Consider the following 21,427-nt stretch of genomic DNA (forward strand, 5'->3'; position numbering starts at 1 on the left):
GTGGCGGTGCATCTCAGGGGTGGTGCGCCGGTCCCGGTGGGGTGGCGCCGGGTCCGGTGGGACGGAGGAGCTCGAGGTGGTGCTGGTGGTGCGGGTGGTGCTGGTGGTGGTCGCAGGGGGTGCGGCGGGCCGGGGCCCGTCAGGACACCCCCAGCTGCGCGGCGAGGACGAGCACGGCGGCGCCCGCGAGCACCACGTCCTCGTCCAACGTCGCCATGCGCACCGGCAGGTGCGCGCTCACCGCGCGCATCGTCCGGTCGCGCAGGGTCTGGGTGGTCGCCTCGCGCAGGGCGCCGTCGAGCAGGTCCGCCGGACCGCTGAGCAGCACCTCGCCGAGGTTGAGCGCGCTGACGACGGGCGCGAGCGCCGTGCCGAGCACGCGCCCGACGCCGGCCAGGACGTCGTCGGCGGCGTCGGCGTCGAGCCCCGCGACGGCCCGGCGCAGCGCCGGCACCGCGAGCAGGGTCTCGAGGCAGCCGCGCCGGCCGCACGCGCAGGGCGCGCCGTCGTCGACGACGGTCACGTGCCCCAGCTCGCCGGCCGCGTTGCCGGCGCCGTGCACGCGGGCGCCGTCGAGGATGATGCCGGCGCCGACGCCCTGCCCGACCGTGAGCACGAGCATCGCGTCGTCGGCGCCGCCGTAGGTGTACTCCCCCAGCGCGGCGGTGTCGGCGTCGTTGGCCACGTGCACCGGCAGCCCGAGGCGCTCGGTGAGGATCGCGGCGAGCGGCAGGTCGGCCCAGCGGCGGTTGGGCGCCTCGACGACGCGGCCGGCGGGGTCGACGACGCCCGGGGAGCCGAGGCCGACGCCGATCACCGGGCGGGTCGCGTCGCCCAGCAGCAGGCGCGCGAAGTCGGCCACCAGGTCCACGAGGTCGTCGCCCGTGCGGCCGGCGACGTCGAGCGTGCGGCGCTCGACCGCGTCCGCGGTGAGCGTGAGGACGGCGCCCCGCACGACGGCCTCGTCCGACAGGTCGAGGGCGACGACCTGGAACTCCTCGGTGCGCATCCCGACGAGCATCGCGGGCTTGCCGACGCCGCCCTTGCGGACGCCGAGCTCCTCGACGAGCCCCTCGGTCAGCAGCGCGGCGACGAGGTCGGAGACCGTCACCCGGGTCAGGCCGGTGGCGCGGGCGAGGTCGGCGCGCGACGTCGGGCCGGCGTGAAACAGGTGCTGGAGCACCATCGACCGGTTGTGCGCGCGGGTGTGCTCGGGCAGCACCTTGGACCGCGCCCGCAGGCCGAGCCCCAGGGCCCGGCGGCTCACACCGGTCGTCGCCGTCATGTTTGTTAGTAAAGCGTCCTAACAGTCCGGCGTCGAGACCCGGTGTGACACAGTTCACCGAACCGTTACGTGCGGATGCTGGGTATGACGGCCGGGATGCCGCCCCGGTCACGGTCCCGGCACGGTCCGGTCACGATCGGGCGCCGCATCGCGCGGAGGCCTGCGGACGGGGCCAGGGCCGCCGCTAGCGTGACGCGCATGGCCCGCCGTGCCCGCCGCCCCGTTCTCGCCCTCCTCGCGGGTGCCGCCCTGGCGCTCGGCCTCGCGGGCTGCACCGGGTCGCCGGGCGACGCCGACAGCTCCTCGGTGGAGCGCGGCGCGGGCGGTGCCGCCGAGCCGGCGCCGGGTGGTGACGCGGCGCCGGAGGGCGGCGCCGCCGACGAGGGCGGCGGGACCGGCATGGCCGGCGCGGGCGAGACCGCCGAGGACCGCGAGGTCGTCACGCGCGGCACGGCCACCGTCGTCGCCGACGACCCGGTGGCCGCGGCCCAGGACCTCGCGCGGATGGTCGAGGAGGCCGGCGGCCGCGTCGAGCAGCGCGACGAGCAGCGCGCCGCCGACGGCGAGCCCGCGAGCGCCCGGCTCACCGTGCGCGTCCCCGCCGACCGGGTGACGAGCACGGTCGAGGCCCTCGGCACCCTCGGCGAGGTGGCCGACGTGAGCATCAGCAGGGAGGACGTCACCGCGGCCGGGCGCGACCTGGACGCGCGGATCACCGCGCTGGAGACGTCGACGACCCGCCTGCGCGAGCTCATGGGCTCCGCCGCCGACACCGCCGACCTGCTCGCCGTCGAGCAGGAGCTGGCCGACCGGCAGGCGGACCTCGACGCGCTGCGGGCGCAGCGCGACGCGCTGAGCGACCAGGTGGCGATGTCCACGCTCGAGGTGTGGCTGACCGGCGCGGACGCCGCGCCCGCCGCCACGCGCGCCGGCTTCACGGGCGGGCTGGCGGCGGGCTGGGCGGCCCTCGTGGTGACGGCGCGCACCGTCCTGGTGGTGCTCGGCGCGGTGCTGCCGTGGCTCGCCGTCGCGGGCGTGCTGACGCTCGCCGGGCGCGGCGTCGCGCGTGCGGTGCGCGCCCGGCGCGGCGCGCCGGACGAGCCCGCCGTCAGCCCGTGATCGCGAGGGCGTCGATCTCCACGAGCATCTCCTCGCGCGGCAGCCCCACGAACACCGTGGTGCGGCTGGGCAGCACGCCGGACGGGCAGTGCTCCTGGACGAACGCCCCGTAGGCCTCGTTCATCACCGGGAAGTCCTCGCGCCGGGTGAGGTAGACCCGCAGCATCACGACGTCGTCGAAGCTCGCGCCGGCCGCCTCCACGATCGCGCGGACGTTCTCCAGCGTGCGCGTGGTCTGCGCCGCCACGTCGCCGGGGTGCAGGTACTCGCCCGACGCCGGGTCCTGCGGCCCCTGGCCGCTCACCTGGACGAATGGCCCCTTGCGCACGCCCTGGTGGAACGTGTGGGCGGGGGCGGGCGCCCCGGTGGTGCGGACGGCGGTCTTGGTCATGCTGCTCCTCACAGGTCGATCGGGTACAGGTCGACGACGACGTCCCCGCGGGTGACCGCGGCGACGCGCCACTTGTCGAGGGTGGTGCACGGGTGCGAGACGCCCAGGCCGACGACGTCGCCCGGCGCGGGCACCGCGCCCGCGCCGCCGTCGCCGAGGCCCGCGGCGCCGTCGCCGGCCAGCGCCACGAACGCGTGCTGGTCGTTGAGCGCGGTGACGCGGGCGCCGGGCAGCGGCCGCGGCTCGCCGAGCCGCCCGTCCGGCCCCGGCGTGCGCACCCACAGCGGCAGCGGCAGGTCGATGTCGAACGAGACGTCCCGGCGCCCCACGCCCAGCAGCACGAGGCCGGGCTCGGGCGCGGAGAGCACCTGCCCCCACACGGTGATCGCCGGGCGCAGCGGCGCCGCGCCCGGGATGCGCGACCACGGGTCGGTCACGGCGTAGTGCCCGTGGTCGTGGGTGACGTAGGCGCCTGAGCGCACGACGACGCGCGTCGCGTCGGGCGCCCCCGCGGGCCGCGGCCGGAGCCGGTCGAGGACGACGTCGAGGAACGCCGAGCCGCCCGCCGAGAGCACGAGCGGCTCGCCGGTGCCCGCGAGGCCCTCGGCCCGCAGCCGCTCGCCGGCGGCGGCGAGCGCGTCGCACCAGGCGGCCACCGCGGCGAGGCCGGCCGCGTCAGCGTGCGCGGCGGCCGGGCCCTCGTAGCCGGCGACGCCGAGCACGCGCAGCCCCGCGTCGCGCGCGGTCCGCGCGAGCGCGACGACGTCGCCGACGTCCCGCAGCCCGGTGCGCCCGCCGCGCAGCCCCACCTCGACGAGCACGCCGAGCCGCCCGACGACGTCGGGACCGGCGCCCGCGAACGCGTCGGCGAGCACGGCGACCCCGCGCGGGGAGTCCACCTCCAGCCACACCTCGACGAACCCGTCGACGGCGAGCGCGCCGCGCAGCCAGGCGGCGTCGCGCGCGTCCGGCAGCTCGTTGGCCAGCAGCGCGCGGCGCACGCCCCAGTCGCGCAGCGTGCGCAGCTGGGCGGGCGTCGCGACGGTGGCGCCCCAGGCGCCGGCCGCGGCCTGCCGCTCCCACAGGGGGCGGGCCATGTGCGTCTTGACGTGCGGGGCGTGCTCGACCCCGCCGGCGGCGAGGACCTTGGCGGCCGCGGCGACGTTGTGCTCCAGCGCGGCGTCCTCGAGCGTGAGCAGCGGCCACGAGAACAGCCCGCCGTCGACGCGCTCGCCTGCGCCCGGCCGCGCCTCGGCGGCCGCGGCGAGCCGCTCGCGCAGCACGGCCACCGGCACGTCGGCGTCGAGCCGCAGGCCCTTGGTGCGCGGGCCGGCGGTCTCCTGGGTCATGCGTGCTCCCTCGGGGTAGGTGCGGAGGTACGGGCCTGATCGTGGCCCGCGGGGCGGCCCGAGGTCAGGGCGACGGCGCCGGCGGTGCGGGGCGAGGCCCCCGGCGGCGCGGGCCGCAGCGCGCGGCCCGGCGTCGCGCCGGTGAGCGCACCGCCGGCGAGCACGGGCACGCCGCCCACCAGCACGTCGTCGACGCCCGACGCCGGGCGCCGCGGCCGGGCGTACGTGGCGTGGTCCTGCACCGCGTCGGGGTCGAGCAGCACGACGTCGGCCACCGCGCCGGCCCCGAGCGCGCCGCGGCCCGCCAGGCGGAAGCGCCGCGCGGCCCGGGCGGACAGGTGCTCGACGGCGTCGGCCCAGGTCCAGTCGCGCGTCTTGAGCACCCGCTCGGCGACGAACGCGGCGAAGGCGCCCCAGCCGCGCGGGTGGGGCGCTCCCCCACCGCCGGCCTCCGGCGCGGCGTCGGCGCCGAACGGCGCGTAGATCGCGTCCGAGCCGGCCAGGTGCGCCGGGTGCAGCGCGAGGGTACGCACCGCGGCCTCGCTGTTGGTGGGCGGCTGGGCGAACACGCACGACGCCCGCAGCCGGGAGGCCACCAGCAGCCGCAGCGCCGCCTCGGCCGGCGCGACGCCGAGCCGGGCGGCGACCTCGGGCAGGGCGAGCCCCTCGGCCCAGCGCACCGGCCGGCCGGAGGCCGGGTCGCGACCGGGCACCCAGGCCATGGTGGTGCGCGGCCACAGGTCGTCGAGGCCGGCGAGGTGCTCGCGCAGGCGGGTGGCGTCCCCGTCCGCGGGGGCGCCGCGCCGGTCGTCGAGCGCGGCGCGCAGCACCGCCAGCGTGGCGTCGGCGTCGGCGAGCGGCAGCCACGTGGGCAGGGCGACCATGGCGAGGATCGAGCAGCCCCGCAGGTACGGGTAGGAGTCGAAGGTGACGTCGAGACCGGTGACGGCGGCGTCGTCGACCAGGGCGCCGAGCACGTCCGCCGGCCCGTGCAGGTGCGACACGTGCGTGGCGACGCCGCTCGCCCGGGCGACGCGCTCGAGCTCGGCGAACGCCCGCGGGGCCGCGGCCTCGTAGCCGCGCATGTGCGACACGTGCGGCAGCCCGCGGCGCGCCACGGCGCGGCACAGCGCCACCAGCTCGGCCTCGTCGGCCCACGCGGCCGGCACGTACTCCAGGCCGGTGGACAGGCCCACCGCGCCGTCGTCGAGCGCCTGCTCCAGCACGGCCACCATCCGGGCCACCTCGTCGTCGGTGGCGGGCCGCTGCGCGGTCCCGGTGACCAGGCGGCGCAGCGTGCCGTGCGGCACCAGCGCGGCGACGTTGACCGGCGTCGTGCCGTCGTAGGTCGCCAGCAGCTCGGCCACGCTGCCGCCGCGGAAGAACGGGTGCGCGCCGTCGATCGCGGCGAAGTACTCGGCGGCCCACGCGGCCGTCGCCTCGTCCGAGGGCGCGGGCCCGACGCCGTCCTGCCCCACGACGACGCTGGTGACGCCCTGGCGCAGCAGGGCCAGCTGCACCTCGGGGTCGAACACCGCCGCCACGGCGTGGGTGTGCGCGTCGACGAAGCCGGGCAGGGCGAGGCGCTCGTCCGCCTCGAGCACGGCCACGCCCGCGGGCAGCGGCCGCCCGGACGGCACGACGGCGGCGACGCGGCCGGCCGTCACGTGCAGGTCCTGCGGCCCGGTCGCGCCGCCGGTGGCCTGCGGCAGCAGCGCGCCGCGCACCACGAGGTCCGTCACCGGCTCAGCCCTCCCTCGGTCCCGGCGGCCGCGGCGGCGAGCTCCCGCCGCCACGCGTCGACCGACGCCGCGCGCCCGCCGTGCACGCGGTTGGTCAGCAGCACCGCGACCCCGCCGGAGCGCAGGTCGACGACGAACGACGTGCCGGTGAACCCGGTGTGCCCGACCTGGTCGGCGTGCACGGTCTGCCGCGGGTCCCCGCGGCGCAGGCCCAGGGCCTGACCATAGGGGGCGCCGGCGTCCCGCGCCGGCCCGTCCGGCACGACCAGCGCGGACCAGGACGCCTCGGTGAGCAGCCGGCCGCCGGCGCACGCGCCACGGTCGCGCACGAGCGCGGCGAGGCGGGCGACGTCGTCGGCCGTGCCGAACAGGCCCGCGTTGCCGACCGGCCGGCCGAGCGCCGCGGCCGTCTCGTCGTGCACGACGCCGCGCGGCGTGCCGGGCTCGGTGGCGACGACGGAGCCGGCCGGGGCCGGCCACCAGCGCAGGCTGGCGGCCCCCAGCGGGGCGGCGACGTCCTCGAGCACGAGCCGGTCCAGCGGGCGGCCCGTCACCGCCTCCAGCAGCGCGCCGAGCAGCACGAAGCTCAGGCACGAGTACTCGTGGACGGCGCCCGGCGCGACGACCGGCGGCGTGTCCAGCACGTCCCGCCACACGTCCTGCGGCCCCGCCGCGGTGCGCCAGGCGCGGCTGGCGGCGCGCAGCCCGGCGGTGTGGGTGAGCAGGTGGCGGGCGGTGGCCCCCGTGCCGACGGCCGCGACGTCGAGCCGCTCGCGCACCGGCGCGTCCAGGTCGAGCAGGCCCGCCTCGGCCACGCGCAGGGCGGCGACGGCGACGAACGCCTTGGTCACCGAGGCGAGGTCGAACAGGGCGTCGGCGAGCAGCGGCGCGCGCTCACCGTCCGCGGCGGTGCCGACCGCCCCGCGGTGCTCGGCGCCGTCGGGCCCGCGCACCACCAGCGCCGCGCCCGACCAGCCCTCGCCGGGCCGGCCGGGCGCGTGCGCCAGGGAGGTCACGGTCACCTGGTCCACCCTGTCACTTCGTCATCCCCGCCGTCAGCCCGGAGATGATCTGCCGGGTCGCGACCAGGAACACCAGCACCAGCGGCAGCGTGGCGATCGTCAGGCCGGCGAACAGCTGGGGCCAGTCGGTCGAGTACTCGCCGAAGAACCGGGTCAGGCCGACCGGCAGCGTGTAGGAGTCGCGGTCGCGCATGAGGATCAGCGGGTAGAAGAAGTCGTTCCACACCGGCACGAACCGGAACACCACGACCGTGGCCAGCGCCGGGCGCACCAGCGGCAGCATCACCGACCAGAACGCGCGGAACGGGCCGGCGCCGTCGAGCCGGGCGGCCTCCTCGAGCTCGACCGGCAGCTGGCGGAAGAACACCGACAGCACGAAGGTCGAGAACGGGATGCCCAGCGCGGTGTACACGAGGACCAGGCTCACGACGTTGCTGGTCATGCGCAGCTGGTCGAGCAGGAAGAACAGCGGCAGCACCGCCAGGTGCACCGGCAGCATGAGCCCGGCGAGGAACACCGACTCGACCGAGCGCACGGCGCGCACCCGGGTGCGGGCGAACGCGTACGCCGCCAGCAGCGACACGAAGGTCGAGAGCGCCACCGACACCACGGTCACGAGGATCGAGTTGGTGAAGTAGGTGCCGAACGACGCGGTGACCCACGCCTCCTGGAACGAGGTGAACGACACCGGGGCGGGCAGGCCCAGCGGCTCCTCGGCGATCTGCTGCTGCGAGCGCAGGGCGTTGTTGACCATGAGCAGCAGCGGGCCCACGGCCACCAGGGCGTAGCCCCACAGGAACACGTTGACGGCCAGCCGCGGCAGCCAGTGCCCCTCGGGCCGCATCCGGCGCGCCCGCGGGACGGCCGGGGCGGTGCGGGCGGGGCGCCCGGCGCGGCCCGCCCGCCCGGTCCGCGGCTCGGTGACGACCGTGCTCATCAGGACAACCTCCGCTCGGCACGGCGCATCGCGCGGGTGATGCCCACGGAGATCGCCAGGATGAACAGGAACAGCACCGTGGCCAGCGCCGACGAGACGCCGATCGAGTTGGCGTTGCCGGACTCGAACGCGGTCCGGTAGAAGAGCAGCATCATGACGTCGGTGGCGCCGGCCGGGCTGCCGTTGGACCCGCCGAGGGCGAACGGGATGGCCATCGACTCCATGCTGCCGATGAAGGTCAGCACGGTGATGATGCCCATCGCCGGCACCAGCAGCGGCAGGGTGATGTACCGCAGCCGCTTGGTGCGGGTCGCGCCGTCGAGCGAGGCGGCCTCGTCCAGCTCGGCCGGGATGCCGCCGATCGCCGCCCCGTAGAGCAGGATCGGGAAGCCCAGCCACTGCCAGGCCGTCACCAGCACCACGACCCAGATCGCCAGCTGGGGGTCGCCGAGCCACGGCAGCGCCAGGCTCTCCAGGCCCGTGCCGCGCAGCACCGCGTTCACCGGGCCGAACAGCGGCGAGAGCATCAGCGACCACAGGTACCCGATGACCATGGGGCTGACGAGGTACGGCAGCGTGTACAGCGTCTGGAACAGCCGCCGGGTGCGCGCCCGGCGGTGCAGCAGCAGCGCGATGCCCAGGCCCAGGGAGTTCTGGAAGACGAACGCGCCCAGGAACAGCAGCAGGTTGTGGCCGAAGCCGCGCCACAGCTCGGTGGCGTAGGGCTCCTGGGTGAACAGGGTGACGTAGTTGCCGATCCCGACGAACCCGTCGCGCAGCGTGCCCTTCCACCCGAAGAACGAGTAGCTCAGCGCCGCGGCCATCGGGTACAGGATCAGCACGGCGAACAGCACCGCCGCCGGCGCGACGAACGCGAGCGTGGGCCCCGGCCCGAGGCCGATGCCGGTGTTGCGCGGCCGCCGCGGGGCGGTGCGGGTGACCAAGGTCGTCATGGTGGCTCTTCCGGTCGGTGCCGGGCGGCCCAGGTCGCGACGGGTCCGTCGCGACGGCGTCGTGGGGGCAGGGCCGCCCGGCGGGCGGGTCAGGACTCGGGCGTGAACCAGGTCGACACGCCGTCCTGCAGGTCCTGCGCCAGCTGCTCGGGCGACTTCTGCCCGAGCCACATCGCCTGGATGTCGGGGCCGAGCACCGCGGTGCCGGTCGGGTCGCCGTAGCGGAAGTCGACGAGCAGCAGGTACGGCACCGCGTTCGCCTGGTACCCCTCGTTCATCTCCTGCATCAGCGGGTCGTCGTAGGTGACGCCCTCCAGCGGCGAGAACTGCAGCAGCTCGTCGGCGACCAGCTGGCCGAACTCCGGGGTGGTCATCCAGTTGAGCAGCTCCGCGGCCTCCTCCTGGTGCTCGCTGGCCTTGTTGATGCCGAAGCTGCCGTCGGCGTACGACGGCGTCACGGCGGTGTCGATCGGCGAGCCGGGCGGCGGCGGCACCTGGTAGACGCCGAGCTCCTTGTCGGGCGCGGTGTCGCGGAAGGTGGCGAGGTCGAACGAGCCGCCCGGCCACTGGGCCGCCTGCCCGGCGGTGAACTGCAGGGTCGCGTCGGCCACGGCCACCGCGTTGACGTCCTTGTCGAGGTACTCGCGCATGTCCTCGACGACCTGCAGCGAGGCGACGTAGTCCGGGTCGGTGAAGTCCTTCGCGCCGGTCTGCACGGCCTCGGCGAACTCCGTGCCGCCGTAGCGGGCCGCGCCCACCAGGTCGTGGAACATCGGCAGCACCCAGTCCTCGCGGGCGCCGAGCGCCATCGGCGTGACGTCGGCCTCGAGCAGCGACTCCTGGAGGGCGACGAACTCGTCCCAGGTGGTGGGCTCCGACAGGCCGAGCTCGTCGAACAGGGCCTTGTCGTAGTACATCGTCATGGTCTGGTAGGCGAAGGGGACGCCGTAGGTCTTGCCGTCCGCGCGACCCTGCGCGGCCTGGAGCACGGTGGGGTCGTACGCGTCCAGCCCGTCGACGAGGTCGTCGATCGGCACGAGCTGGCCGGCCTCGATGGCCGCCTGCACGCCGCCGTAGGCCCGCAGCATCGCCACGTCCGGGCCGTCGCTCCCGGACAGGCCGGTGGCGAGGATCTGGTTGTACTCGGTGGGCTGGTAGCCCTCGAACTGCACGTCGACGCCGGGGTGCGCCTCCTCGTAGACCGAGAAGACCTTGTCCCAGGCGTCCGAGCTCTGCGCCTGCCACGACCACACGGTCAGGGTGACGTCGCCCTCGCCGCCACCGCCTCCGCCACCGTCGCCGGTCGCGGCCGGGCCGCTCGGGGCACAGGCCGCGGTCCCGGCGAGGGCGGCCAGCACGGCCGCGGCGCCTACGAGCTTCTTGGTCATGCGGGTTCCTCTCTGGACGAGCGCCTCGGCGAGACGCGGTCGGGTCATTCGGGGGCGCCGGCCGGCTGCGGCGCCGGCCCTGGTGCCGGCTGCGCTGCCGCCTCTGGTGCCGGCGCCGGCAGGCCGAGCGCCGCCCGCACGTCGTGGTGCGCCGCGGCGAGCCGGCGGCCGGCCTCGGCGGGGTCGACGCCGGCGAGGTGGGCCACCAGGGCGGTGCGCACGTCGCCGTCGGCGTGCGCGAGCAGGTCGCGGGCCGCGGCCTCGGTCAGGCCGGCCGCGGCCTGCAGGATGCGGACGGAGCGTCGGCGCAGCTTCGCGTTGGTGGCGACGACGGCGACCATGAGGTTGTCGTAGACCCGGCCCTGGCGGACCATCAGCGCCGTCGAGAACCCGTTGAGCACGAGCTTGGCCGCGGTGCCGGCCTTGAGCCGGGTGGACCCGGTGAGCACCTCCGGTCCCGTGTCCGGGGCGATCACGACGTCGGCGAAGGGGGCGAGCGGGGCGGCGGGGTTGCTGGTGACCAGCGCGGTGGTGGCGCCGGCGGCCCGCGCGGCGCGCAGGGCGCCGCGCACGTACGGGGTGCCGCCGGAGGCCGTGATGCCGACGGCGACGTCGCCCGCGGCCAGCGTCGCGGCGGCGGCCTCGCCGTCGGGCTCGGAGTCCTCGGAGTCCTCGATGGCCCGGACCAGCGCCTCCCGGCCGCCGGCGATGTGCGCCTCGACCCGGCCCGGCTCGAGCGCGAAGGTCGGCGCCAGCTCGGCGGCGTCGAGCACCGCCAGGCGCCCGGACGTGCCGGCGCCGAAGTACACCACCTTGCCGCCGGCGCGCAGCGCCGCGTCGGCGGCGTCCACCACCTGTGCCACCGCGGGCAGCGTCTCGGCCACCGCCGCCGCGACCTCGCGGTCGGCGACGTTGAGCACCCGGAGGATCTCGAGCGTCGGGAGCTCGTCGAGGCCGCTCGAGGCGGCGTTGCGCACCTCGGTGGGCGGCAGTGCGGGGTGAGTCTGCACGGCGGTGTGCTCCGTCCGGTCGCGTCTCGTGTCGTCGTCGCCACGATGATGGCAAAGACTTACCGCACCTGATAGACCTATGGCAAACATTTACGGCCACGGAACATGGCCGGGCACCACCGGGACGACGCAGAGACGAGGATCGGCGCATGAAGCTCGGGATCGACCGCCTGCTCGCGGGCGACGCAGGCGCCGGCGGCGCGCTCGCGGCGCGCGGCAAGGCAGGGCTGCTGACCAACGACCTGGCCACGACGGGCGACCTCGCGGTCTCCCGGCTGGCGCTGCACGCCGCGGGGTTCGAGGTGGCCGTCTACCTCAGCCCCGAGCACGGGCTCGGCGGCCGGGCGCGGGAGGGCGAGCACGTCGGCGACGGCGTGGACCCGCGCACCGGCGTGCCGGTGGCCAGCCTCTACGGCGACCAGGTGCGCCCCGCGGCCGACCTGCTCGCCGGCCTCGACGCCGTCGTCGTCGACCTGCCGGACGTCGGGGCGCGGTTCTACACCTACGTGTGGACGATGAGCCACGTGCTCGAGGCGTGCGCCGCGGCGGGCACCGCCGTGGTGGTGCTCGACCGGCCCAACCCGCTCGGCGGCCGCATCGCCGACGCCGAGGGACCCGTCCTGGACGAGGCGTGCCACTCGCTGGTGGGCCGCTGGCCCATGCCGGTGCGGCACTCGCTGACGGTCGGCGAGCTCGCCCGGCACTGGGTGCGCACGCGCGGCATCGACGTCGAGCTGCACGTGGTGGAGGTGGACGGCTGGGCGCGCGACCGGCACGCGCTGGCCTCGCCCCTCACGCCGTGGGTGCCGCCGTCGCCCAACATGCCCACGCCGGCGACGGCGCTGCTGTACCCCGGCACGTGCCTGGCCGAGGGCGTGACGCTGTCCGAGGGCCGCAGCACCACCGTGCCGTTCCGCGTGGTGGGCGCGCCGTGGATCGACGGCCCCGAGCTGGCGGACGCGTTCGGGTCGCTCGGCCTGCCGGGCGTGGCGTGCACGCCGTACGGCTTCACGCCGCAGGTGCGCGACTGGGCCGGCGAGGCGTGCGAGGGCGTGATCCTGCACGTCACCGACGCCGAGGCGCTGCGGCCGGTGCACACCGGCATGGAGCTGCTGCGCACCGTCGCGCGGCTCTACCCCGGCCGGCTCGCCGAGACCGAGGCGCGCGGGCTGCAGCCCGGCGAGTCGGACGCCACGCCGCTCGAGCGGCTCGTGGGCCGGCGCGGGGCGTTCGCCGCGATCGTCGACGGCGCGTGGGCCGACCCGGCGTCGCTGCGGGTCGACGACTGGGCCGCCGCCACCGCGCCGGACCTGCTCTACGCCTGAGCACTCCACCTGAGCACTCCACCTGAGCACTCCACCTGCGCGCTCCCCGGAGCCCTACCCCTCGGCGCCCTCGCGGCCCTCGACCCACCCGCCGAGGCCGACGTCGCCGGCGACCGCGAGCTCGGCGGCGAGGTCGCGGGGGTGGCCCCGCACGCCGGGGCGGGTCTGCCAGGGGTGCGGGCCGGCGAGCGGCCGGTACTCGACGCCGGCCGCGTCGAGCCGCGGCAGGTGCGCGGTGCGCAGCCGCTCGACGAAGGCCCGCGACGCCGGCGACCCGGGCGCGCGGTCGGCCGGCAGCCCGCGCGTCCACGCGACCTCGGCGAACGCGGCCAGCCGCGGGAACGCCGCGTAGTCGACGCGGCGGGCCGAGTCGAGGTGCTCGGTCCACACCTGCGCCTGCGCGCCGAGCAGGCGGCCGGGCGCGACACCGTCGCGGCTCGCGCCGGCCGCATCCTCCGGCTCGGCGACCGGCTCGAAGGCGTAGACGTCCTCGAGCGTACGCAGGAAGCCCACCGGCACGGGCTCGTCGGGGCCCTCGCCCTGCCGGTGGTCGAGGTACACGTGCTGCTCGGGCGCCAGGACGACGTCGTGCCCGGCGGCGAGCGCCCGGCGTGCCACCGCGGTGCCGCGCCAGGCGGTCACCACGACGTCGCGCGGCAGGTCCGGCCCGAACGCCTCGTCCCACACGACGGCGCGCCGCCCGCGCGAGCGCAGGTGCTCGGCGAGGCGGGCCAGGAACCAGCCGTGCAGCCGGGCGACGTCGCCGGCGCCGTCGGGGCCGACGAGGCCGAGGGCCGCCGCACGGGCCACGACGTCGGGCCGCTCGCGCCACGCCGTCGTGGGCACCTCGTCGCCGCCGATCGCCACGAACGGCGCGTCGAAGTCCTCGCACACCTGGTCCAGCACGCGCGCGAAGAGCTCGACGGCCGCCGGCGACGGGTCGAGCACGTCCTCGCTGATGCCCCAGGTGGTGCGCACGGCGTGGTCACCGGGCCGGGCGGCGAGCTCGGGGTGGGCGGTGAGCACCGCCTGCACGTGCCCCGGCACGTCGATCTCCGGCACCACGGTGACGCCGCGCTCGCGGGCGTAGGCGACGATCTCGCGCACGTCGGCGCGGGAGTAGGAGCCGCCGTGCGGGCGGCCGTCGCCGCGGCCGGTGCGCCAGGTGCCGACCGTGGACTCCGCGCGCCACGAGCCGACCTCGGCGAGCCGCGGGTACGCGTCCACCTGCAGGCGCCAGCCCTGGTCGTCCGTGAGGTGCAGCTGCAGCACGTTGAGGTGGTGGGCGGCGGCGAGGTCGACGAACCGCAGGACGTCGGCCTTCGGCAGGAAGTGCCGGGCGACGTCGAGCAGCACGCCGCGCCACTCCAGGCGTGGGGCGTCGGTGATCTGGCCGACGGGCAGGACCAGGCGCGCGCCCGGAGCGGCGGCCCGGCGGAACGCCGCGGGCCCGGCGAGCTGGCGCAGCGTCTGGGCCGCGGCGTGCGCCCCGGCGAGGTCGGCGCAGGCCGCCTCGACCGGCGGTCCCTCCCCCGCGCCGACGCGCAGGCGGTAGCCGCCAGGCGGCAGCGCCCCGTCGAGCGTGAAGACGACGTCGGCGCCGGCCTCGACCGGGACGACGTCGACACCGAACGCGGCCTCGGCGCCGCGCCGCCAGGCCCGGGCGGCGGGCGCGAGCGCCGGCGACGCGGCGAGGCGCGCGCCGTCGGGCAGGACGACCTCGCCCCCGCCGGCCCGCACCGTCTCGGGCGCGGGGACGAGGCCGGGCAGGGCGGGGCCGGCGGGGCCGGCGGCGGTGTCGGGCACGCGGTCACCCTAGCGACGGCCGCGGTGCCCGGCGGGGACCCACGGCCGCAGGACGGGCGCTAGCCGAGCCCCGGCGGCACGTAGGCGTTGACGAAGACGAACACCGACAGGTTGCCGACGTCGACCAGGGCGTGGGAGGCGACCGGCCAGCGCAGCGAGCCGGTCGCCCGACGCATCGCGAACCACGCCAGCCCCATGAGGGTCAAAGCTCCGTAGAGCATGGGCGACCGGTTCCCCACGGAGAACACGCCCCACATCAGCGGGTGGCTCGCCACGAACAGGGCGGTGGACCAGAGCGCGGCTGCCCAGAGCGGCCAGTGCGCCGTCGCGTCGGCGACCGTGCCGCGCCAGTACGCCTCCTCGACCACCGGGTTGATGGCGGCGAAGACCAGCCATGGGGCGACGAGCGCGGGGTGCGCCGCGACCAGGTCGAGGTGCAGCAGCAGGATGCCGGCGACCGGCATGACGCCGAGCGCCACCGCCACGGGGACCACCCACCGGGGCCGGGGGCTCGCCGGCGCGAACCAGGAACGGCGCTGCGCCGGCGTCGTCACGGCGAGCGTGATCGCCGCGGCGGCTCCCCAGTACACGAGCGCCACGGGGACCCAGGCCCACCCGGGGTCGACGGCCGTCGCGGCGCGGGCGACCAGGTGGCCGAGCAGCACGACCGCCAGCGGCGACAGGGCGACGAGCGACGGCGACCGGACGGGCGGCACGAGGGTTCGGAGGCCGGGACGGACGACGTCGCGGGGCGCGGAGGGTGGCACGCCGCCGGACGCTAGCCGCCGCAGGTGGCTCGGGGGCGAAGCGCCGGTGAACGTCGTCGTGGCCGGGGACGACGAAGGACCGCCCCTGACGGGACGGTCCTTCGTCGACATGGTGGAGCTGCCGGGAATCGAACCCGGGTCCGGTGGCGCTTTTCCAGGACTTCTCCGGGCGCAGTCTGCTCTGGATTTTCTCGGCCTCTACGCTTGCGCAGACTCATTCGTAGACAGGCCCAGTCGCCTAAGAGTCCCCCCAGCCCCGACGACGAGGGCTAGGAGCAGTGGCTCTCTAGATGACGTGAGCTACCGGGTCGAGAGCGGTCCCGGGCTCACGGACTTCAGGCTCGCTCAGGCGGCGAGGGCGAAGTCGTTGCGCTTGTTATCGGCAACTATGTGTGTGCAGGCATCGTTTACGAGATAAGCCTGCATCCTCGGCCCGCTTCTCCTCGAAGCACGACCACCGTCGAAACCGATCAGCCCCATGTGGTGTTGTCAACCTGTGCGGCCGGCTCGCGCCGACCTCGGTGCCCGGCGGACCGGGCGTCTCTCATTCTAGTGGAAGAACGCCGCGGCCACCCACCGTATTCCGCCCGCTGCTCAGCTGAGCAGCTCCTTGTGGCGCATGGCCCGCTGCGCCTCGCGCCTGTCCTGCGCCTCGCGCAGCGACTGCCGCTTGTCGTACTCCTTCTTGCCTCGGGCCAGGGCGATCTCGACCTTGGCCCGCCCGTCGAGGAAGTACAGGCTGAGCGGGACCACGGTGTGGCCCTTCTCCCGCACCTTGGACTCCAGCCGCAGGATCTCGTCCTTGTGCAGCAGCAGCTTGCGCTTGCGGCGCGGCGCGTGGTTGTTCCAGGTGCCCTGGAAGTACTCGGGGATGTGCACGCCCTCGAGCCACGCCTCGCCGCGGTCGAGGTGCACGAACCCGTCGATGAGCGAGGCGCGGCCCATGCGCAGGGCCTTGACCTCGGTGCCGGACAGCACGAGGCCGGCCTCGTAGACGTCCTCGATGGTGTAGTCGTGCCGGGCCCGCTTGTTGTTCGCCACGACCTGGCGCACGGGGCCGGCCGGGGCCTTCGCCTTGGGCTTCGGCTGTGCCTGCGGGACCTGCTTGGGTGCCCCCTTGGCCACGGTGTGCTCCTTCCTGGTCGTGCGTCGCTCCTGCGCGGCGGGTCGGCCGCGCGCCGGGACCCGTCGGCGGGTGTCGTCGCGGACGCGACGTCCCAGGATACGCGTAGCGCCGCGAGGGGCCAGGGAATTCCCGGGTCCTCGCGGCGCCGCGCGGGTGGTGCGGTGGCCCGTCAGGGCAGCCAGGGCACCGGGTTGGTGGAGCTGCCGTTGACGTACACCTCGAAGTGCAGGTGCGGGCCGGTGATGCGGCCGGTCCCGCCCGAGTACCCGATGATGTCGCCCTTGTTGACCCACTCCCCGACGCTGGCGCGGCCGCTGGAGGCCAGGTGCAGGTAGCGGGTGCGGATGTTCTTGCCCTGGTAGGGCCCGTGGTTGATGCGGATGTTGCAGCCCGGGCCGGCCGCGCAGTAGGAGGCGTCCACCTCGCCGCTCGCCGCGGCGTAGATCGGCGCCCCCAGCCCGGCGCGGAAGTCGGCACCGGCGTGCAGCATCCACACGCCGTAGGTCGGGCTGAGCCGCATGCCGTAGTTGCTGATCACGGTGCGGTTGGCGGTGGGCCAGCTGAGGAATGTCCGCGAGGAGCTCGAGCCGCCGCCGCTGTTGCCACCGGCGCTGCCGCCGCTGTTGCCGCCGCTGTTGCCACCGCTGTTGCCACCGCTGTTGCCGCCGCTGTTGCCACCCTTGTTGCCGCCGGACTGCTGCTGGGCGGCCTCCTGCCGCGCCCGCTCGGCGGCCTCCCGGCGCGCCCGCTCGGCCGCGATCTCCGCGTCGCGCGTCTTCTGCTTGGCGATGAGGTCCTTGATCTCCGACTCGACCGCCTGCTGGTCGCGCTCGTTCTCCTCGATGTCGGCCAGCGCCTCGTCGCGCTGGTCCTCGATCGTCGCCTTGAGCTGCTGCTGCTCGGCGATGAGCTTCTCGACCTCGGCCTTGCGCGCGGCCGCCTGGTCCTCCGCCTGCTGGGCGGCCACGACGTTGGCGTCCGCCTCCTCCTTGAGCTGGTTGATCGTCTCGCGGATCGCCGCGAGCCGGGCCTCCTGGTTGCGGGCCACGGCCTCGGCGTCCTGCAGCTCGGTGAGGGTGCGGGCCTGGCTGCGGGCCGCCGACGCGGTGACCGCGTAGTTCGCCAGGAACTCCTCGGTGCTCTGCGCCCCGGTCACGAGCCCGAGGGCGGAGACCTCGCCGCTGCCGCGGGCCGCCTCGCGCGCCATCTGCGCGATCTCGGCGCGGGCGGCGTCGACCTTGCCCGCGCCGTCCTGGATCTGCGCCGTGACGGTGTCCTCCTCGACCTCGGCGTCCTCCAGGCGCTGGGCCAGGATCGCCGCCTGGCGCTCGGCCTCCTCGTGCGCGGCCTCCGCCTCGGCCAGCTCGGCCTGCGCCACGGGCAGGCGGCCCTCGACGGTGTTGAGGTCGAGCACCGCCTGGCTCAGGTCGGCGTTGGTCTCCGCCAGCGTGGACTCGAGCTGCTCGCGCTCGGCGGCCTTCTGGCGCGCCTCGCGCTCCGCGGCGGCGCGCTGGTCGTCGAGGTCGTCGGCGGTGGCGGCCGGCGTCGTGGCGACGACGGCGCTGAGCGCCAGCACGGCGGCGAGCACGCCCGCCGCGCCGGCGCGCAGGATCCTGGTCCCCTTCATCTCACACCCTCGTATAGCGGTTCAGCGTCACGACGGACGACACGACGGCCAGCAGCACCGCGATCCCGACCAGCAGCGGCGCGACGGCCAGGACGTCGGTGGTGCCCACGTACGCCACCCAGTCGACGGACTGCTTCAGCCAGTCGGTCACCAGGTAGCGCACGCCGAGCCACAGGCCGCCGACGGCGAGCACGGAGCCCACCACCGCGGCGATGGCCCCCTCGAGCATGAACGGCAGCTGCACGAACAGGTTCGAGGCGCCGACGAGCCGCATGATGCCGGTCTCGCGCTGCCGGGACACGGCCGACAGCCGGATCGTCGTCGTGATGAGCAGGACGGCGGCCAGGAGCATCACGACCGCGAGGCCCGCCGCGCACAGCGACGCGCGGTTGAGCGCCAGGAACAGCGGCTCGAACACCGCGCGCTGGTCCTCCACCACCTCGACGCCCTCGCGGCCGGACAGCACGTCCGAGACCACCTGGAAGTTCTCCGGGTCGGCGAGCTTGAGCCGGAACGACGCCTGCATGTCGTCCTCGGTGAGCTGGGTGCCCTGGTAGCCGTCGGGGTAGCGCTCCTCGAACGCCTCGAACGCCTCGGCCTTGGTCTCGAAGTAGGACCGGGTCACCTCGGAGCCGAGCTCGCCGTCGATGACCGAGCCGATCTCCGCGATCTGGTCCTCGGTGGCCTCGCCCGCCGCACAGGTGGGCATCGTGGAGCCGGTCGGGCAGAGGAACACGGAGACCTCGACGAGGTCGTACCACTTGTCCTTGAGCTTGTCGACCTGCAGCTGCAGCAGCGCGGCGGCCCCCACGAAGGCCAGCGACACGAAGGTCACCAGCACCACGGAGACGACCATCGACAGGTTCCGCCGCAGGCCGTGGCCGACCTCGGCGAGCACGAACTGGAAACGCACGCCTCAGCCCTCCCGGCCCGAACGGACGGCCCGCTCGCGCAGCACCTGGCGCACCACGTCGTCGGCCTCGGACGGCGGCGCCGTCGGCACCGGTCCGGTGGGCGGCCGGTGCAGGGCGGGGTCGACGCGCGGCGCCGGCGCGTACGGGCGCGGCACGGTGTAGACGTAGGGCTCCTGGGGCGCGGGCTCCGGCTCGGCCGGAGCGGGCGCGGCCGGAGCGGGCTCGGCCGGAGCCGGCTCGGCCGCGGGCGCGGCGGCAGCGGCGTCCGCCCGGGCCGGGACGAGCTCGCCGGAGACGGCCGCGGCGGGCTCGGCGGCGACCGGCTCGGCGGCGGGCGCGGGCGCCGGCGCGGCCACCGCCGGCTCGGCGGCGGCGTCCGTCGCGGGCGCCGCGTCGGACCGGCGCAGCGCGGACCGGCGCCGCGAGCGGGTGCGGTCGCCCTCCTCCGCGCGGCGCGCGGCCTCCTCGGCGGCGCGCTCGGCCTCGAGGTCGGCCGGCTCGGGCGTGATCTCGATCCGTGGGGCGACGGCGCGGGCGCCCTGGCCGGGCGCGTCGAGCACGGGGCTCTTGGTGATGGCGGGCAGGATGCTCTCCCGCTCGCCGTAGCCGCCGGCGGCCTCGTCGCGGACCAGCCGGCCGGAGGTCAGCTCGACGACGCGCTTGCGCATCTCGTTGACGATCTCGTCGTCGTGGGTCGCCATGATCACCGTGGTGCCGGTGCGGTTGATGCGCTCCAGCAGCCGCATGATGCCCAGCGACGTGGTCGGGTCGAGGTTGCCGGTCGGCTCGTCGCACAGCAGGATCGGCGGCCGGTTGACGAAGGCGCGCGCGATGGCCACGCGCTGCTGCTCGCCGCCGGACAGCTCGTGCGGCCGGCGCTTCTCCTTGCCGTCGAGGCCCACCATCTCGAGGACCTCCGGCACCGTCGTCTTGATGACGTGGCGCGGCTTGCCGATCACCTGCAGGGCGAACGCGACGTTCTCGTAGACCGTCTTGCCCGGCAGCAGCCGGAAGTCCTGGAAGACCATGCCGATGCTGCGGCGCAGCGACGGCACCTTCCAGTAGGACAGGCGGGACAGGTCGCGGCCGGCGACGTAGATCTTGCCGCGCGTGGGGCGCTCCTCGCGCAGCGCCAGGCGCAGGAACGTGGACTTGCCCGAGCCCGAGGCGCCCACGAGGAACACGAACTCACCGCGCGCCACGTCCACGCTGACGTCGTCGAGTGCCGGCCGCGCCCCGCGGGCGTAGACCTTCGACACGTTCTCGAATCGGATCACGGAGAGGGCTCCCGTGCTCGGGGACAGTTTCCGGGCACGCCGCAGCGGCCCCGCACGAGGCTCGCACGGGCCTCGGCGGGCCTCCGGGGCGACACGCCGGGTGTGGCGCATCGCTCAGAACCCGGACGGACGGTCGCCGTTCCCGAAGACGGCGGGTCGCCGGGAGACGCGACGCGCCGGCGGCCCGGGCGGGCCGCCGGCGCGGGGCGTCGGTCTGTCGGGTCGGGCGCGGCTCAGGCGTCCGCGGACTGCGCGGCCCGGCGCCAGCGGATGCCGGCCTCGATGAAGTCGTCGATGGCGCCGTCGAACACCGCCGACGGGTTGCCGGACTCGTGCTCGGTGCGCAGGTCCTTGACCATCTGGTACGGCTGCAGCACGTAGGAGCGCATCTGGTCGCCCCAGCTCGCCTTGATGTCGCCGGCGAGCTCCTTCTTCTTGGCCGCCTCCTCCTGCTGGCGCACCAGCAGCAGGCGTGACTGCAGCACGCGCAGCGCGGCGGCGCGGTTCTGGATCTGCGACTTCTCGTTCTGCATCGAGACCACGATGCCGGTGGGGATGTGCGTCATGCGCACCGCGGAGTCCGTGGTGTTGACGGACTGCCCGCCCGGGCCGGACGAGCGGAAGACGTCGACCTTGATCTCCGACTCGGGGATCTCGATGGAGTCCGTCTGCTCGATGAGCGGGATGACCTCGACGGCGGCGAACGACGTCTGGCGGCGGCCCTGGTTGTCGAACGGCGAGATCCGCACGAGGCGGTGGGTGCCGGCCTCCACGGACAGGTTGCCGAACGCGTACGGCGCGTTGACCTCGAACGTCGCCGACTTCAGGCCGGCCTCCTCGGCGTAGGAGGTGTCCATGACCTTGGTCGGGTAGCCGTGCCGCTCGGCCCAGCGCAGGTACATGCGCATGAGCATCTCGGCGAAGTCGGCGGCGTCGACGCCGCCGGCGCCCGCACGGATCGTCACGACGGCCTCGCGGGCGTCGTACTCCCCCGCCAGCAGCGTGCGGATCTCCAGGGCGTCGAGGTCCTTGCGGATCGCGTGCACCTCGGCCTCCGCCTCGGTGAGCGTGTCCTCGTCGCCCATCTCCTGGCCCATCTCGACGAGGGTCTCGACGTCGGCGATGCGCTGGGCGAGGTTCTTGACCCGGTCCAGCTCGGCCTGGGTCGCCGACAGCTGCGAGGTGACCTTCTGGGCCTGCTCGGGGTCGTCCCACAGGTCGGGGGCGGACGCGGCCTCGGAGAGCTCCGCGACCTTCTTCCGCAGCGCCTCCGGGTCGCTCACGGCCTCGATGGACTCGAGGGTGGAGCGCAGCGCGCGGATCTCTGCGGGGAAGTCGATGGTGGCCACGGTCCTCAAGGTTACCGGCCGCGGGCGCGCCGGCCGACCG

18 protein-coding genes and 1 other RNA gene are annotated in these 21,427 nt (G+C 75.7%); 2 read left to right on the top strand and 17 right to left on the bottom strand.

Annotation, left to right across the window (positions count from 1 at the left end; all coding sequences use genetic code 11):
* Window positions 1-139 precede the first annotated feature (139 nt).
* On the bottom strand, window positions 140-1,285 hold the full coding sequence (locus tag U5M74_RS04435; RefSeq protein ID WP_410906517.1) for an ROK family protein: 1,146 nt from the start codon (window positions 1,283-1,285) through the stop codon (window positions 140-142).
* 198 nt (window positions 1,286-1,483) lie between these two features.
* Between U5M74_RS04435 and U5M74_RS04440 the strand changes: the two genes are divergently transcribed.
* Window positions 1,484-2,404, top strand: coding sequence for a DUF4349 domain-containing protein (locus U5M74_RS04440; protein WP_410906519.1), 921 nt, complete (start codon window positions 1,484-1,486; stop codon window positions 2,402-2,404).
* Here the strand turns inward: U5M74_RS04440 and U5M74_RS04445 are convergent.
* The 8 genes from U5M74_RS04445 to U5M74_RS04480 form a co-directional block, all read right to left on the bottom strand.
* Window positions 2,394-2,795, bottom strand: coding sequence for a RidA family protein (locus U5M74_RS04445; protein ID WP_410906521.1), 402 nt, complete (start codon window positions 2,793-2,795; stop codon window positions 2,394-2,396). The two genes, U5M74_RS04440 and U5M74_RS04445, sit on opposite strands and share 11 nt — an antisense overlap.
* Before the next feature lie 8 nt (window positions 2,796-2,803).
* The gene (locus tag U5M74_RS04450; protein ID WP_410906523.1) at window positions 2,804-4,144 is read right to left on the bottom strand and encodes an alanine racemase; all 1,341 of its coding nucleotides are present in this window, start codon (window positions 4,142-4,144) and stop codon (window positions 2,804-2,806) included.
* Window positions 4,141-5,886, bottom strand: coding sequence for an N-acyl-D-amino-acid deacylase family protein (locus U5M74_RS04455; protein WP_410906525.1), 1,746 nt, complete (start codon window positions 5,884-5,886; stop codon window positions 4,141-4,143). The genes U5M74_RS04450 and U5M74_RS04455 overlap by 4 nt, the downstream gene beginning before the upstream one ends.
* A complete protein-coding gene (locus tag U5M74_RS04460) occupies window positions 5,883-6,908 on the bottom strand; it encodes a serine hydrolase domain-containing protein (protein WP_410906527.1) in 1,026 nt (341 codons plus the stop codon). Before U5M74_RS04460 ends, U5M74_RS04455 begins: the two co-directional genes overlap by 4 nt.
* Before the next feature lie 13 nt (window positions 6,909-6,921).
* The gene (locus U5M74_RS04465) at window positions 6,922-7,845 is read right to left on the bottom strand and encodes a carbohydrate ABC transporter permease (protein ID WP_410906529.1); all 924 of its coding nucleotides are present in this window, start codon (window positions 7,843-7,845) and stop codon (window positions 6,922-6,924) included.
* Window positions 7,845-8,798 carry a carbohydrate ABC transporter permease gene (locus U5M74_RS04470; protein WP_410906531.1) on the bottom strand — a complete coding sequence of 318 codons (954 nt, stop codon included), beginning with the start codon at window positions 8,796-8,798 and terminating at the stop codon, window positions 7,845-7,847. Before U5M74_RS04470 ends, U5M74_RS04465 begins: the two co-directional genes overlap by 1 nt.
* A gap of 89 nt (window positions 8,799-8,887) precedes the next feature.
* Window positions 8,888-10,186: an ABC transporter substrate-binding protein gene (locus U5M74_RS04475; RefSeq protein ID WP_410906533.1), complete on the bottom strand. Its 1,299-nt coding sequence runs from the start codon at window positions 10,184-10,186 to the stop codon at window positions 8,888-8,890.
* Window positions 10,187-10,230: 44 nt separating this feature from the next.
* Window positions 10,231-11,196 carry an N-acetylmuramic acid 6-phosphate etherase gene (locus U5M74_RS04480; protein ID WP_410906535.1) on the bottom strand — a complete coding sequence of 322 codons (966 nt, stop codon included), beginning with the start codon at window positions 11,194-11,196 and terminating at the stop codon, window positions 10,231-10,233.
* A gap of 149 nt (window positions 11,197-11,345) precedes the next feature.
* Here U5M74_RS04480 and U5M74_RS04485 point away from each other — a divergent pair, with 149 nt between their 5' ends.
* Window positions 11,346-12,521, top strand: a complete 1,176-nt coding sequence (locus U5M74_RS04485; protein ID WP_410906536.1) for an exo-beta-N-acetylmuramidase NamZ domain-containing protein — start codon at window positions 11,346-11,348, stop codon at window positions 12,519-12,521.
* Between the two features lie 54 nt (window positions 12,522-12,575).
* On the opposite strand, the gene U5M74_RS04490 is transcribed toward U5M74_RS04485, so the two are convergent.
* The 8 genes from U5M74_RS04490 to prfB all read right to left on the bottom strand — a co-directional run bounded on the left by U5M74_RS04490 (window position 12,576) and on the right by prfB (window position 21,387).
* Window positions 12,576-14,327 (bottom strand): beta-N-acetylhexosaminidase, encoded by a 1,752-nt coding sequence (locus U5M74_RS04490; RefSeq protein ID WP_410906538.1) that lies wholly within the window; start codon window positions 14,325-14,327, stop codon window positions 12,576-12,578.
* A 59-nt stretch (window positions 14,328-14,386) separates the two neighbouring features.
* Window positions 14,387-15,094 carry a CPBP family intramembrane glutamic endopeptidase gene (locus U5M74_RS04495; protein ID WP_410906540.1) on the bottom strand — a complete coding sequence of 236 codons (708 nt, stop codon included), beginning with the start codon at window positions 15,092-15,094 and terminating at the stop codon, window positions 14,387-14,389.
* Window positions 15,095-15,204: 110 nt separating this feature from the next.
* Window positions 15,205-15,572, bottom strand: a transfer-messenger RNA (tmRNA) gene (ssrA, locus tag U5M74_RS04500).
* 116 nt (window positions 15,573-15,688) lie between these two features.
* Window positions 15,689-16,147 (bottom strand): SsrA-binding protein SmpB, encoded by a 459-nt coding sequence (gene smpB / locus U5M74_RS04505; protein WP_069984496.1) that lies wholly within the window; start codon window positions 16,145-16,147, stop codon window positions 15,689-15,691.
* Window positions 16,148-16,389: 242 nt separating this feature from the next.
* Complete coding sequence (locus tag U5M74_RS04510; protein ID WP_410906542.1) at window positions 16,390-17,847, bottom strand: peptidoglycan DD-metalloendopeptidase family protein; 1,458 nt, start codon at window positions 17,845-17,847, stop codon at window positions 16,390-16,392.
* A gap of 1 nt (window position 17,848) precedes the next feature.
* The gene (ftsX, locus tag U5M74_RS04515) at window positions 17,849-18,760 is read right to left on the bottom strand and encodes a permease-like cell division protein FtsX (RefSeq protein WP_410906543.1); all 912 of its coding nucleotides are present in this window, start codon (window positions 18,758-18,760) and stop codon (window positions 17,849-17,851) included.
* A 3-nt stretch (window positions 18,761-18,763) separates the two neighbouring features.
* Window positions 18,764-20,038 carry a cell division ATP-binding protein FtsE gene (gene ftsE, locus U5M74_RS04520; RefSeq protein WP_410906545.1) on the bottom strand — a complete coding sequence of 425 codons (1,275 nt, stop codon included), beginning with the start codon at window positions 20,036-20,038 and terminating at the stop codon, window positions 18,764-18,766.
* 233 nt (window positions 20,039-20,271) lie between these two features.
* On the bottom strand, window positions 20,272-21,387 hold the full coding sequence (gene prfB, locus U5M74_RS04525; RefSeq protein WP_410906547.1) for a peptide chain release factor 2: 1,116 nt from the start codon (window positions 21,385-21,387) through the stop codon (window positions 20,272-20,274).
* Window positions 21,388-21,427 lie beyond the last annotated feature (40 nt).

Origin of the sequence: Puerhibacterium sp. TATVAM-FAB25, assembly GCF_046535855.1 — a bacterium.
GTDB lineage: Bacteria > Actinomycetota > Actinomycetes > Actinomycetales > Cellulomonadaceae > Puerhibacterium > Puerhibacterium variabilis_A.